Annotated in this window: 11 protein-coding genes; 7 read left to right on the top strand and 4 right to left on the bottom strand. The window is 72.8% G+C overall.

Annotated elements, in window-relative coordinates; all coding sequences use genetic code 11:
- Window positions 1-43 precede the first annotated feature (43 nt).
- A complete protein-coding gene (locus PT931_RS19635; protein ID WP_456247190.1) occupies window positions 44-1,282 on the bottom strand; it encodes an AAA family ATPase in 1,239 nt (412 codons plus the stop codon).
- Between the two features lie 65 nt (window positions 1,283-1,347).
- Here PT931_RS19635 and PT931_RS19630 point away from each other — a divergent pair, with 65 nt between their 5' ends.
- Complete coding sequence (locus tag PT931_RS19630) at window positions 1,348-2,148, top strand: PP2C family protein-serine/threonine phosphatase (RefSeq protein ID WP_456247189.1); 801 nt, start codon at window positions 1,348-1,350, stop codon at window positions 2,146-2,148.
- Here PT931_RS19630 and PT931_RS19625 read toward each other — a convergent pair.
- Window positions 2,089-3,342: an APC family permease gene (locus PT931_RS19625; RefSeq protein WP_456247188.1), complete on the bottom strand. Its 1,254-nt coding sequence runs from the start codon at window positions 3,340-3,342 to the stop codon at window positions 2,089-2,091. The genes PT931_RS19630 and PT931_RS19625 overlap by 60 nt on opposite strands.
- Window positions 3,343-3,620: 278 nt before the next feature.
- Window positions 3,621-4,733, bottom strand: a complete 1,113-nt coding sequence (locus tag PT931_RS19620) for an MBL fold metallo-hydrolase (protein WP_456247187.1) — start codon at window positions 4,731-4,733, stop codon at window positions 3,621-3,623.
- Window positions 4,734-4,792: 59 nt separating this feature from the next.
- Between PT931_RS19620 and PT931_RS19615 the strand changes: the two genes are divergently transcribed.
- A complete protein-coding gene (locus PT931_RS19615; protein WP_456247186.1) occupies window positions 4,793-5,386 on the top strand; it encodes a pentapeptide repeat-containing protein in 594 nt (197 codons plus the stop codon).
- Here the strand turns inward: PT931_RS19615 and PT931_RS19610 are convergent.
- The gene (locus PT931_RS19610) at window positions 5,383-5,769 is read right to left on the bottom strand and encodes an MmcQ/YjbR family DNA-binding protein (RefSeq protein WP_456247185.1); all 387 of its coding nucleotides are present in this window, start codon (window positions 5,767-5,769) and stop codon (window positions 5,383-5,385) included. The two genes, PT931_RS19615 and PT931_RS19610, sit on opposite strands and share 4 nt — an antisense overlap.
- Window positions 5,770-6,012: 243 nt before the next feature.
- On the opposite strand from PT931_RS19610, the gene PT931_RS19605 reads away from it, so the two are divergent.
- Genes PT931_RS19605 through PT931_RS19585 form a run of 5 tightly spaced genes read left to right on the top strand, consistent with a single transcriptional unit; the run spans window position 6,013 to window position 12,502 of the window.
- The gene (locus PT931_RS19605) at window positions 6,013-6,750 is read left to right on the top strand and encodes a Type 1 glutamine amidotransferase-like domain-containing protein (protein ID WP_456247184.1); all 738 of its coding nucleotides are present in this window, start codon (window positions 6,013-6,015) and stop codon (window positions 6,748-6,750) included.
- A gap of 36 nt (window positions 6,751-6,786) precedes the next feature.
- On the top strand, window positions 6,787-8,115 hold the full coding sequence (locus PT931_RS19600; protein WP_456247183.1) for an anaerobic C4-dicarboxylate transporter family protein: 1,329 nt from the start codon (window positions 6,787-6,789) through the stop codon (window positions 8,113-8,115).
- A 4-nt stretch (window positions 8,116-8,119) separates the two neighbouring features.
- Window positions 8,120-9,757: a bifunctional aspartate transaminase/aspartate 4-decarboxylase gene (locus PT931_RS19595; RefSeq protein WP_456247182.1), complete on the top strand. Its 1,638-nt coding sequence runs from the start codon at window positions 8,120-8,122 to the stop codon at window positions 9,755-9,757.
- Window position 9,758: 1 nt separating this feature from the next.
- Window positions 9,759-11,102 carry an anaerobic C4-dicarboxylate transporter family protein gene (locus tag PT931_RS19590; protein ID WP_456247181.1) on the top strand — a complete coding sequence of 448 codons (1,344 nt, stop codon included), beginning with the start codon at window positions 9,759-9,761 and terminating at the stop codon, window positions 11,100-11,102.
- Between the two features lie 35 nt (window positions 11,103-11,137).
- Complete coding sequence (locus PT931_RS19585) at window positions 11,138-12,502, top strand: M20/M25/M40 family metallo-hydrolase (RefSeq protein ID WP_456247180.1); 1,365 nt, start codon at window positions 11,138-11,140, stop codon at window positions 12,500-12,502.
- Window positions 12,503-12,542: the final 40 nt, after the last annotated feature.

The following is a 12,542-nucleotide window of genomic DNA, read 5'->3' as shown; positions in this document are numbered from 1 at the left end:
GGGGGTTAACCCCCCTAGGGGGCCGGTAGCCAACCGGACAGTGTCACTCCGTGTAGCCGTTGCGCACGGCCCACAGCGCCGCCTCGGTGCGCGACGCGGAGCCGGTCTTGCGCAGCAGGTTCGACACGTGCACGGTGACTGTGCGGATCGAGATGCCGAGCGCGGTGGCGGCCTGCTGGTTGGTCATGCCGGCGGCCACGCAGCCCAGCACCTCGCGCTCCCGGCCGGTGAGGTGTGCCTCGGGTTCCTGGGTCGTTTCCCGGGCCAGGAGTGCGGCCCGCTCCGCCGGCAGCACGCTGTCGGCGACGGCCTCGCGCAGCAGCGGGTACCGGAACCCCGGCTCGCCGTCCGGGCCCAGAACCAGGAGGCCCAGGCCGACGAGCCGGTGCACGGCCGCGTCGGTGGCCTCCGCCGTCGCCAGGGCCGCCGTCCCGCCCAGCAGGGCCGCCGCGTGCGCGAACCGGACCGTATCCGGTGCCTCGCCGGCCAGCCGGTCGGTGACCATCGAGGCCAGGTGGGCGGGGAGCGGGGCGCCGCCGAGGGCCTCCGGGCCGGCGGAGCGGAACGCGGCGATCAGCTCGGTGAGCCAGTAGGGGTTGCCGCCGGTGCGGTGGTGGACGGCAGCCGCCAGGGTGGCGGGCGCGTGGGTCCCGGTCGTAGCGGCGGTCCCGAACGCCGCTTCGAGGACCTCGGCCACCTCCTCCGGGGACAGCGGGCCCAGATGCCGGCGGACGGTGCGCGGGGTGCCGCCGAGCCGGGCCAGTACCCGGCCGGCGAGCGCGTCCGGGGCCCGGCTGGTGACGAGGACCAGCGCCGGCAGCGGGGTGGTCGCCAGCTCGGCCACCAGGGCCAGGCTCGCCGGGTCGAGATCGTGCAGATCCTCCACGACGAGTACGCCGGGCCCGTCGCCGAGGACGGCCCGGGTCACGTCCACGGCCACCCGCAGCAGCAGGTCGGGAGTGAACTCGCGCGGCGGCGCGTCGGGACGCTGGGTGAGCCAGGCGAGCGCCTCGGGCGGCACCGGCAGGTCCCCGAGCGGGTGCCCGCTGAGCGCCGAGGCCGTCCAGTCGTACGGGGACGGCGCGTGACTACGGGCCTGACCAGCAAGAACGCGCGTCGGACGGGGCCGCAGCGCCGCGAGGGCCTCCGCGACCAGCCGGCTCTTGCCGACCCCGGCCTCCCCGGTGACCACCACGATCTGTGACTGGTCGCCCACCTGTTTCCAGGCGCCGAGGATCGCGGCGAGCTCCTCGCCCCGACCGGCCATCGGCAACGCGGTCACGCGCGACCCCCTCTACGTACTAGTGCGTACAGACACCAGTCTGCCGGCCGAGGCATCATCGCATCATGAGTACATCCCTCACGCTGCGTCGCGGGGCCGCGAGTCACCTCGGACTCCGCCGGCCGATCAACGAGGACAGCCTGTACTCCGGCGCCCAGCTCGTGGCCATCGCCGACGGGGTCGGGGGCGAGGCCGCCGGGGAGGTGGCCAGCGACCTGGCGATCGGCGCGCTGGCCCCGCTGGACACCCCGGAGCCGCGCGACCCGGTCACGGCGCTGCGGACCGCGTACGACACCGCGAACCGGCGGATCCGGGAGGCCGTGGCCGCCGACCCGGCGCTGTCCGGCATGGCCACCACGCTGACCACCCTGCTGCTCTCGGGGAACCGGCTGATCCTGGCGCACGCCGGCGACTCCCGGGCGTACGTGCTGCACGGCGGGGAGTTCGCGCAGCTCACCCGGGATGACACGTATGTCCAGCTCCTGGTCGACGAGGGCCGGATCAGTCCCGCCGAGGCCAGCGTGCACCCGCAGAAGTCCGTCGTGACCCGGGTGCTGCAGGGCGAGCCGTTCGACGCGACGGTGATCCGGCGGCGCGCCGTACCCGGCGACCGTTATCTGTTGTGCAGTGATGGTCTGTCCGACGCGGTGTCCACGGCGGACATCGCGATGACCCTGCGCACGGAACCGGACCCGGACCGGTGCGCGGCCCGGCTGATCCAGCTCGCCCTGGAGGGTGGCGGCCCGGACAACGTGAGCGTGGTGGTCGCCGACGTGGTGGGCCGGCCGCGCCGCTGGTTCCGGGCGCTACTGGCCGCCGGGCTGGCCGGCCTCGTGGCGCTGGTGTGGTGGGTCCTGCGCCCGTGACGTGAGCAGATAGGACACAGCGCCGAGGGCGAGGACGCCGAGGCCGGTGAGGACGCTGGTCCGGGGGAGGGTGGCGGCCAGGACCAGGCAGCCGAGGAGGCCGAGGACCGCCACGGCCCTACCCCTGCCCAGGGTGAGCGCCGCCGCGTTCGCCACCGCGTAGTACACCAGGACCCCGAACGACGAGAAGCCGATCGCGCCCCGCAGATCCACCGTCGCGGCCAGCACCGCCACCACGATCCCCACCGCCAGCTCCGCCCGGTGCGGCACGTGGAACCGGGGATGCGTCGCGGTCAGGAACCCGGGCAGGTGCCCGTCGCGGGCCATCGCGAACGACGTCCGGGACACCCCGAGGATCAGCGCCAGCAGCGAACCCAGCGCCGCCACGGCCGCACCGACCCGGACCACGGGCACCAGCCACCCCGCCCCGGCGGCCGTCGCCGCGTCGGCCAGGGGCATGGTGCTCGCCGCGAGGGTCCCGGGGCCGAGGACGGACAGGGCGGTGCCGGCGACGGCCGCGTACACGACGAGGGCGACGGCCAGGCTGACCGCGATGGCGCGCGGGATCGTGCGGGCCGGGTCGCGGACCTCCTCGCCGAGGGTGGCGATCCGGGCGTACCCGGCGAAGGCGAAGAACAGCAGCCCGGCGGCCTGGAGCACCCCGGACAGCGGGAACGGCCCACCCGGGGCCAGGTCTAGCCGCGCCGGCCCGGACAGCCCCGCGACCACCACGGCGGCGAGCACGGCCAGCACCACGGCCACGATCACCCGGGTGGCCAGGGCGGACTTGTGCACGCCCCGCCAGTTCAGCGCGGTCAGGGCCGCCACCGCGGCCACGGCGGCCGGGCGCTCCCAGCCGGGGAACGCGTACGCCGCGAACGTCAGCGCCATCGCCGCGCACGACGCCGTCTTGCCGACCACGAACGCCCAGCCGGCCAGGTGGCCCCAGAACGGGCCGAGCCGGCGGCGGCCGTAGACGTAGGTGCCGCCCGACTCCGGGTACAGCGCCGCGAGCCGGGCCGAGGACATCGCGTTGCACCCGGCGACGACGGCCGCGACCGCCAGCCCGACGAGCAGCCAGCCCCCGGCGGCCCGCGCGGCCGGGGCCAGGGCCGCGAACACGCCCGCGCCGAGCATCGCGCCGAGCCCCACCACCACCGCGTCGGCCGTGCCGAGCCGCCGGACCAGAGCCACGTCGAACCCCTGACATCTTCCGGGTACGGCCACCCCGCACCGCCGGAGAATCTACCCACACCCTGTGACATTCCCCGATGGCCGGGCCGCGTGCCGGCAGCCGACCCGGGCCTCGGCGGTCGTCCGGTGCCCCGATCGGCGGCGTGCGTCCCCGGGCACCGGGCCGGCCGACGTCGGGTCGGGCACCCGGCGGGCACCCGGTCGGGTGACGCCGTGGCACGGAGGCGGGATGCGTCGGGCACCGCTGGGCGTTCTTCAGTACCCGTATGACGGTTTTCTCAGCGCCACCAGGCGGTGGTCGGGGCGGTCAGGGTCGGCTCGAACGGTTCGCCCGGTCGGGGGATCGCCACCCGCGCCCCCGACTGGCGCGCGGCCGACAGGGTCCGGTCCGCCGGCTCGTTCCACGGGTGCAGGGCCAGGTTGAACGTGCCCCAGTGGATCGGCAGCAGCGCCGCCCCGGTCAGGTCGCCGTGCGCCTGCACGCCCTCCTCGGGGGTCATGTGGATGTCCGGCCAGAACTCGCTGTACGCCCCGATCTGGATCATCGTCAGGTCGAACGGGCCGTGCTGCGCGCCGATGGTGCCGAACCCGGCGAAGTACCCCGTGTCGCCGCTGTGGAACACCCGGTGCCCGTCGCCCGCGACCACCCACGACGCCCACAGGGTGCGGGTGCCGTTCCGGATGCTCCGGCCGCAGAAGTGCCGCGCGGGGGTCGCCGTGATCCGCAGGCCGCCGACCTCGGCGGACTCGTCCCAGTCCAGTTCGACGATGCGGTGCGCCGGGACGCCCCAGTGCTCCAGGTGCGCGCCGACCCCCAGGGGCACGCCGAACACGGCCCGGGACGCCACGAGGGCCCGGATCGACGGCATGTCCAGGTGGTCGTAGTGGTCGTGGGAGATCAGCACCACGTCCGGGTCGAGCTGGTCGAGGGGTACGGGTGTCGGATGGAACCGGCCCGGGCCGGCGAACGTGAACGGCGAGCACCGCTTCCCCCACACCGGGTCGAACAGCACCCGGTGCCCGTCGATCTCCACGAACACGGTCGCGTGGCCCATCCAGGTGCTGCGCAGGCCGGTGTCGGAGGGGCGGGCCAGGTCGGCGGCCGTGTCGGCGTACACCTGGATCGGGGTGCGGGGGTAGCGCTGGCGGCGGTCGGCGCCCAGGAAGTACTCCCGGACCATGCCCTTCTGGACGATCATCCGGGCCGGTTCGGAGTTGCGGAACGAGCCGTCGCGGAAGTTCGGCGACCGCAGGACGCGTTCGAGGCGCTCCCCGGTCGGTTCGGCGCCGAAGGAGACCGGGCGCAGTGCCCGGCTCACGGAGCCCAGGAGGCCGGACCACCACGAGGTGGTCTCCAGTCGGGTCGCCGGCACGGTCGTGGAATCGGACATGTGGCCTCCCTGCGGTTGTCACTCCCATTGTTCCCGAGCGGCCCGGGTAGCGTGGGCGCGTGACGGAGTTGATCGAGGACCAGACCTTCAGGAACGTCGACTGGTACGGCGAGGAGTTCGCCGAACGGCACTACCTGCGCTGTACGTTCCTGCACGTCGACCTGACCGAGGCGACCAGCCAGGGCGCCGTTTTCGAGGAGTGCGTCTTCGGAAATGTCCGGTTCAACGCCTCCCGGCACACCGACGCGGCCTTCCTGCGCTGCACGTTCAACCGGTGCAACTTCTTCGAGGCCGAGTTCACCGGGTGCAAGGTGACCGGGAGTCAGTTCGCGCAGTGCGAGCTGCGGCCGCTGCGGGTGACGGGCGGTGACTGGTCGTTCGTCGCGCTGCCGGGCGCGGACCTGAGAGGCACGACCTTCCAGGGGGTACGCATGCGCGAGGTCGACCTGACCGGCGCGAACTGCGAGGACGCGGTCCTGACCGGGGTCGACCTGTCCGCCGCCCAGCTGCACAGCGCCCGGTTCTCCCGGGCCGACCTGCGCGGCAGTGACCTGAGCGCGCTGGATCCGACGGTGACGCCGGTCGACGGGGCGGTGATCAACGCGGAGCAGGCGGTGGTGGTGGCCCAGGCGATGGGCTTCGAGATCGGCTAGCCCTCGTCCTCCTCGGCGTGCCGGACGTCCAGCCTGGTCATGTACTCCAGCGCGACCTTCTTCGGCACGCACATCTTCCACGCGTCCACCACGAGCTCCCGCAGCTCGGCGGGGTCGAGCGCCGCCATCCGGGCCCGGACCCAGTTGTAGCGCTCGTCGGACGGGACCGGCATCAGGAACTTGTCCGGCTCGGCGGCGACCAGGGCCTCGCGTTCCTCCTTCGGGAACCCGAAGCCCATCAGGGTCTCGTCGGGGGACAGCGACAGATACACGATGCTCCGGATCCGGAACTTGACCCGGTCGCGGACCAGGTGCTCGGTGGTGCGCGGCAGGGACAGCGCGATGGCGCGCACATCGTCAGCGGTGACAGGCACGGTCCCCATTCTGCCGGCAACCCCTGACAGAACCGCCTGGCCGGTGGGGAGTGCGGAAGCTCCGCGCCAGGCGGTGAGCCGAGCCAGCCAGCCAGCCGGGCGGGGCAGCCGGAGCCAGCGAGCCGGGCGGGGCAGCCGGAGCCAGCGAGCCGGGCGGGGCGGCCCGAGCCAGCGAGCCGGGCCAGCTGGAGCCGGACAGTCAATTCGGCTATATCCGGAAATCGAACCTTCCCCTTGGATATCGTCATCGGGGTGACCGGTCATGTGGTGGCGACGGGCGCGGGCCGGGCGATGATGGACCGTCGCGACGACCCCACCCACGACCACGTCCTCGCCCTCACCGGCAAGGACCGCCCCCGGGTGCTCTTCCTCGGCACGGCCACCGGCGACGACGCCAGTTACGCGGTGAGCTTCTACGAGACGTACCACTCCGACCGGTGCACCCCCTTCCACCTGCGCCTCTTCCACCGCACCGTCCGCGACCTGCGCGCCTTCGTGCTGTCGATGGACGTGGTGCACGTCGGCGGCGGCAACACGGCCAACATGCTCGACGTGTGGCGGCGCCAGGGTGTGGACGAGATCCTGCGCGAGGCCTGGGCGGGCGGCGCGGTGCTGACCGGCGGGAGCGCGGGCGGGATCTGCTGGTTCCACGGCGGCACGACGGACTCGTACGGGCCGGAGCTGCGGGTGCTGCCCGAGGGGCTGGGCATCATCGACGGCAGCTTCTGCCCGCACTACGACGCCGAGGACCAGCGCCGGCCGTTGTTCCACGACGCGCTGCTCAAGGGCGAACTGCCCGTCGGGTACGGGGTCGGCAACCTGGTCTCCGTGCACTTCCACGGCGACACGCTCGTGGAGGCGTTCAGCGCCCGGCCGGACGGCGAGGCGGTGCGCGTCGAGGCCGTCGACGGCCGGATCGTGGAGACGAGGCTGCCGGTCCGGGTGTTGCCCGCGAACGGGGACGGCGACTACGGCGGTCCGAGCGCCTGACGGGTCGACGCACGCACGCAGATCACGGGGGATCGGGTGCACACACTAGCGATCATCGCGCAGGGGCTGGTCGTCGTCGGGGCGATCGTGATGGGTACCCGGACCGGCGGCATCGGGCTGGGCGTCTGGGGCCTGGTCGGCCTGCTGGTGCTGGTCTTCGGCTTCCGGATGGCCCCCGGGCCGGTGCCGACCGACGCCGTGTTCATCGTGCTGACCGTGATCACGGCCGCGTCGGTGATGCAGGCGGCCGGGGGCATCGACTGGATGGTCCGCCAGGCCGGCAAGGCGATCCAACGCAACCCGAAGCGGATCGTGTACCTGGCGCCGTTCAGCTCGTTCATCTTCACCGTGGGCGCCGGTACCGGCAACATCTTCTACCCGCTGCTCCCGGTCATCTACGAGGCCTCCTACAGCCAGAAGCTCCGCCCCGAGCGGCCGCTGGCGATCTCGGCCGTCGCGTCCCAGGTGGGCATCCTGGCCAGCCCGGTGTCGGCGGCCACGGCGTCGCTGACCGCGCTGCTCCAGCCGCACGGCTTCACCCTCGGCAAGATCCTGCTGATCATGTGGCCGGCCAGCGTCGCCGGCCTGCTGGTGGCCGCGTTCGTGATGAGCAAGATCGGCAAACCCCTCGAAGAGGACGCCGAGTACCAGCGCAGGCTCGCCGACGGCCGGATCCAGCCGCCGCCGAAGGTGGACCTCACCCAGCCGCTGCCGGCCGCGTCCCGCAACTCCGCGCTGATCTTCCTGGCGGGCGTCGCCGTGATCGTGGCGTTCGGCCTGTTCGAGCGGCTCCGGCCGATCGTCGCCGTGGCCGGCAAGTCCGAGCGGGTCAGCGTCACGGTCACGATCGAGCTGGTCATGGGCCTGGTGGCCGCGGTGATCTTCCTGGCCTGCAAGGTGAAGGCCGGCGACGTGCCGAAGCAGTCCACGTTCCCCGCCGGCATCGTCGGCGCCATCGCGCTGTTCGGGCTGGCCTGGCTCGCGGGCACGTTCGTCGCCGGCAACAGCGCGGACATCACCAGCGCGCTCGGCGGGGTGGTCGGCCGGTTCTCGCTGCTGTTCGCGCTGGCCCTGGCCCTGGTGGCGATGCTGACCACCAGCCAGTCCAGCGCCACCAACGCGATCGTGCCGATCGGGCTGAACCTGGGGCTGTCCGCCGCGTCGATCACGGGCATGTGGCCGGCCGTGATGGGCATGTACCTGCTCCCGGCCAACGGGTCGCAGATCGCCACGGTCAACTTCGACCAGACGGGTACGACCCGGATCGGCAAGTACGTGCTCAACCACTCCTTCCTCGTACCCACCGTGGTGTTCATCCTGGTCGGCACCGCTGTCGGCCTGCTCATGTCGACGATCGTGGGGTAGCGCTATGACCGACGCCGCCCTCAGCCGGGCCCAGCTGCGCCGCCTGAGCGAACTGAGCCCCTTCGAACTGGAACGCGAACAGATCGCCCGCGCCCTCTCCGCCCAGGTCACCTCGGGCCGCCCGGTGCTCGACGCCGGCCGGGGCAACCCGAACTGGATCGCGACCGGCCCCCGCGAGGCGTACTTCGCCCTCGGCCAGTTCGCGCTGACCGAGAGCCGCCGGGTGTGGACGGCCGACAACCTGGGCGGCATGCCCACGGCGAAGGGCGCGGCGGCCCGGTTCGGGGCGTTCGCCGACGCGCACCCCGGCCTGCCCGGCATCGTGCTCCTGCGGGCCTGCGTCGACTACGGCATCCGCGAACTCGACTTCGGCCCCGACGAGTGGGTGCACGAACTCGTCGACGCCGTCATCGGGGACAACTACCCCGAGCCGAACCGGATCCTCCGGCACTGCGAGCGGGTGGTCCGCGACTACCTGGCCGCCGAGCTGTGCGCGGGCCGGCCGCCCGCCGGGACGTTCGACGTGTTCGCCACCGAGGGCGGCACGGCCGCGATGTGCTACCTGTTCGACTCGCTGATGGTGAACCGGGTGCTGCGCGAGGGGGACCGGATCGCGCTGATGACCCCGCTGTTCCCGCCGTACGTGGAGATCCCGCAGCTCGCCCGGTACGACTTCGATGTCGTGCGGGTGGCCGCCACGCCCGAGGACCCCGCCGGGCTGCACACCTGGTTCTATCCGGACGCCGAGATCGACAAGCTCGCCGACCCGGCCGTGAAGGCGCTGTTCCTGGTCAACCCGGCGAACCCGGCCTCCATCGAGCTGTCCGGGCGGACCCGGGACCGGATCGTCGACATCGTGGCGACCAGCAACCCGGGCCTGGTCATCATCACCGACGACGTGTACGCGACGTTCGTCCCCGGGTTCACCTCGCTGGCCGCCGCCGCCCCGTACAACACGGCGCTCGTCTACTCCTACTCCAAGCACTACGGGGCCACCGGCCAGCGGCTCGGCGTGATCGCGCTGCACGAGGACAACGTGGTCGACCGGCTGATCGCCGAGCTGCCCGCCGCCGACACCGCCGCGCTGGCCGCCCGGTACCGGACGCTGTCCCTGGACCCGGGCGCGGTGAAGTTCGTCGACCGGCTCGTCGCCGACTCCCGGCAGGTCGCGCTGCGGCACACCTCCGGGCTGTCCGGGCCGCAGCAGGCCCAGCTGATGCTGTTCTCGCTGTTCAACCAGCTGCCCGAGGGCCAGGACTACAAGCAGCTGCTCCGCGACACCGTGCACCGCCGGCTCGAACTGCTCGCCGAGGGCGCGGAGGTCACCTTCCCGCCCGACGCCAAACGCGCCGCGTACTACGTCGAGATCGACATCCTCGACGAGGCGCACCGGCACGTGGACCCCGCGTTCGCCGAGTACCTCCAGGCCTCCTACGAGCCGGCCGACCTGCTGTTCCGGCTCGCCGACCAGTACTCCGTGGTGCTGCTCAACGGCAGCGGGTTCGACGGGCCGGCCTGGTCGGTGCGGGTGTCGCTGGCCAACCTCAACGACCTCGACTATCTCAAGATCGGGCACCACCTGCGCGCCGTGCTCGACGGCTACCTCGCCGAGTGGCGGGCGAGCACGGGAAAGGCCGACTGAGATGGGTACCGCGAAACTGGTCCTCGAAGCCCTGGTCGTCCTCGGCGCGATCGCGATGGGCGTCCGCACCGGCGGCATCGGCCTCGGCCTGTGGGGCGCGTTCGGCACCGCGCTCCTCGTCTTCGGCTTCGGACTGGACCCCGGCTCCCCGCCCGTGGACGCGTTCTTCATCATCATCGCCGTCATCACCGCGTCCTCGGCCATGCAGGCGGCCGGCGGCATCGACTACCTGGTCTCCGTGGCCTCCCGGATCATCCGGCGCAACCCGCGCCGGATCACGGTCATCGCGCCGCTGGTGTCGTTCGTGTTCACGGTCGGCGCGGGCACGTCCAACATCTTCTTCGCCCTGATCCCGGTCATCTACGAGACGGCGTTCCGCAACGGGGTCCGCCCCGAACGCCCCCTCGCCGCGTCGACCGTGTGCTCCGGGCTGGGCATCACGGCGAGCCCGGTGTCGGCGGCGATGGCCGCGTACCTGACCCTGATGCCCGGCGGGTTCACCCTCAGCAAGGTACTGCTGATCACGCTGCCGGCCGGGCTGGTCGCCACGGTCGTGACCTCGCTCGTGCAGAACCGGGTCGGGAAGGAGCTGGCCGACGATCCGGAGTTCCGGCGGCGGGTGGCGGCGGGGGAGTGCGAGCCGGTGCCGGTGGCCGCGTCGAGCACCGGGGAGGCCGAACCGGAGGCGCCGTTGCGGGCCGGCGCGGCGCGCAGTACCGGGATATTCCTGTCCGGGGTCGCCGTCATCGTCGCGATGGGCCTCTTCGACCGCCTCCGGCCCCTGGTCACCGTCGGCGGGAAGTCCGAACGGCTCGGCATGACCATCTGCATCGAGCTGGTCATGTTCACCGTCGCCCTGGCGATCCTGCTCGCCAACCGGGTGCCGGCCGCCGACGTGGTCCGCCAGCCCCTGATGTCCTCGGGGATCATCGCGGCCGTCGCGCTGTTCGGGGTGGCGTGGATGGCCGACACGTTCATCTCCGGCAACGCGAAGCAGATCATCGACCCGCTCGCCGACATCGCCAAGGAACACTCGCTGTTCCTGGCCGTGGCCCTGTTCGTCATGTGCGGCCTGACCACCAGCCAGTCGGCGACCACCCGGGCCATCGTGCCGATCGGGCTCGCCGCGCTGCCGGCGGCCACGGTCACCGCGATGTGGCCGTCGCTGGTCGGGGTGTGGCTGTTCCCGGCCAACGGCACCCAGATCGCCGCCGTGCAGATCGACCGGACCGGCACCACCCGGCTCAGCCACCTGATCGTCTGGCACTCGTTCACCATCCCGATGCTCGTGTCCTGGGTGAGCGTCGTCGGCGTGGGGCTGGTGCTGTCCAGATTCGTGGCGTAGCAAGGGAAACAGACCACTGTCGAGAAGGAGTCGCCATGGACACCGCCACCGCGCGAACCACCGTCGGGCAGCTGATGCCGGGGGTGCTCACCGACCTGCGCCGCCTCGTCGGGCACGCCTCCGTCGCGTTCCCCGGCTTCCCGCCCGAGCCGGTGCACGCGATGGCCGCCGACGTCCTCGACCTGTTCCGGGCCGCCGGGGTCACGGACGCGCGCCTCCTCGACCTGGGTGCCGGCTACCCGTCCGTCTACGGCGAGATCCCCGCCCCGCCCGGCGCGCCCACCGTCCTGCTGTACGCGCACTACGACGTGCAGCCTGCTCCGAACCAGGGCTGGACCAGCGACCCGTGGACGGCCACCGACGGCCCCGACGGCCGGATCCACGGCCGGGGCGCCGCCGACGACAAGAGCGGGGTCGTCGCGCACCTGGCAACCCTGCGAGCCTTCGGGGGTACGCCGCCCGTCGGGGTCAAGATCCTCGTCGAGGGCGAGGAGGAGACGATCAGCCACCTGGAGGCGTACGTCGAGGCGCATCCCGCGCTGTTCGCCTGCGACGCGTTCGTCATCGCCGACATGGGCAACGTGCGGGTCGGCGAGCCCGCGCTCACCACCCACCTGCGCGGCGACGTGTCCTGCACCGTCACCGTGCGCACCCTGGCCGCCCCGGTGCACTCCGGCCTGTTCGGCGGCGCGGCCCCCGACGCGCTGATCGCCCTCGCCCGGATCCTGGCCACCCTGCACACCCCGGACGGCGACGTGGCCATCGAGGGCCTGCACGCGCACGACTGGTCCGGCGCGGACTTCCCCGAGGCCGACTTCCGGACCGCCGCCGGCGTCCTCGACGGGGTCGACCTGGTCGGCACCGGCACCGTCGCGTCCCGGCTGTGGGCGCGGCCCTCGGTCACCGCGATCGGCCTGGACGCCCCGAACACCGCCGAGGCCGCGAACATCCTGATCCCCACCGCCACCGCGAAGATCTCCATGCGGGTGGTACCGGGCTGCGACCCCGAACGCGAACTCCAGCTCCTGATGGACCACCTGGAATCCCACGCCCCCGGCAACGTGGAGGTGGAGACGAAGCGCGTCAAGGTGGGGCACCCGTTCGAGGTGGACCTGACCGGGCCGGCGATCGGGGCCGCGCGCGCCGGGCTCAGCGAGGCGTTCGGGAAGCCGGCCTCGGTGATCGGGTCGGGCGGCTCCATCCCGCTCGTCGCGTACCTGAAGAAGGCCGCGCCGAACGCCGACGTGATCCTGTGGGGGGCCGAGGACCTGGCCCGGGCGGCGATCCACGCCCCCGACGAGAGCGTGGATCCGGGGGAGATCGAGCGGATCATCCTGGCGCAGGTCCTGATGCTGTCGGCGCTGGGCGAGGCGCGGGCGGATCCGGGGGCGGTGGGCTGAGCGCGGCCGGCGGGGGGAGGCTCCGGATCCGCCGGGGGAG

The organism is Longispora urticae (assembly GCF_053902585.1).
Note: the sequence above shows the minus strand (reverse complement) of the source record. Positions and strands in the feature narration are given on the sequence as shown.

Bases quoted from the DNA above. Each gene is read 5' to 3' on its own strand.
- PT931_RS19590 (WP_456247181.1), top strand. From the start codon at position 9,759: ATGGGTACCGCGAAACTGGTCCTCGAAGCCCTGGTCGTCCTCGGCGCG.
- PT931_RS19620 (WP_456247187.1), bottom strand. From the start codon at position 4,733: ATGTCCGATTCCACGACCGTGCCGGCGACCCGACTGGAGACCACCTCG.
- PT931_RS19630 (WP_456247189.1), top strand. From the start codon at position 1,348: ATGAGTACATCCCTCACGCTGCGTCGCGGGGCCGCGAGTCACCTCGGA.
- PT931_RS19595 (WP_456247182.1), top strand. From the start codon at position 8,120: ATGACCGACGCCGCCCTCAGCCGGGCCCAGCTGCGCCGCCTGAGCGAA.
- PT931_RS19610 (WP_456247185.1), bottom strand. From the start codon at position 5,769: ATGGGGACCGTGCCTGTCACCGCTGACGATGTGCGCGCCATCGCGCTG.
- PT931_RS19585 (WP_456247180.1), top strand. From the start codon at position 11,138: ATGGACACCGCCACCGCGCGAACCACCGTCGGGCAGCTGATGCCGGGG.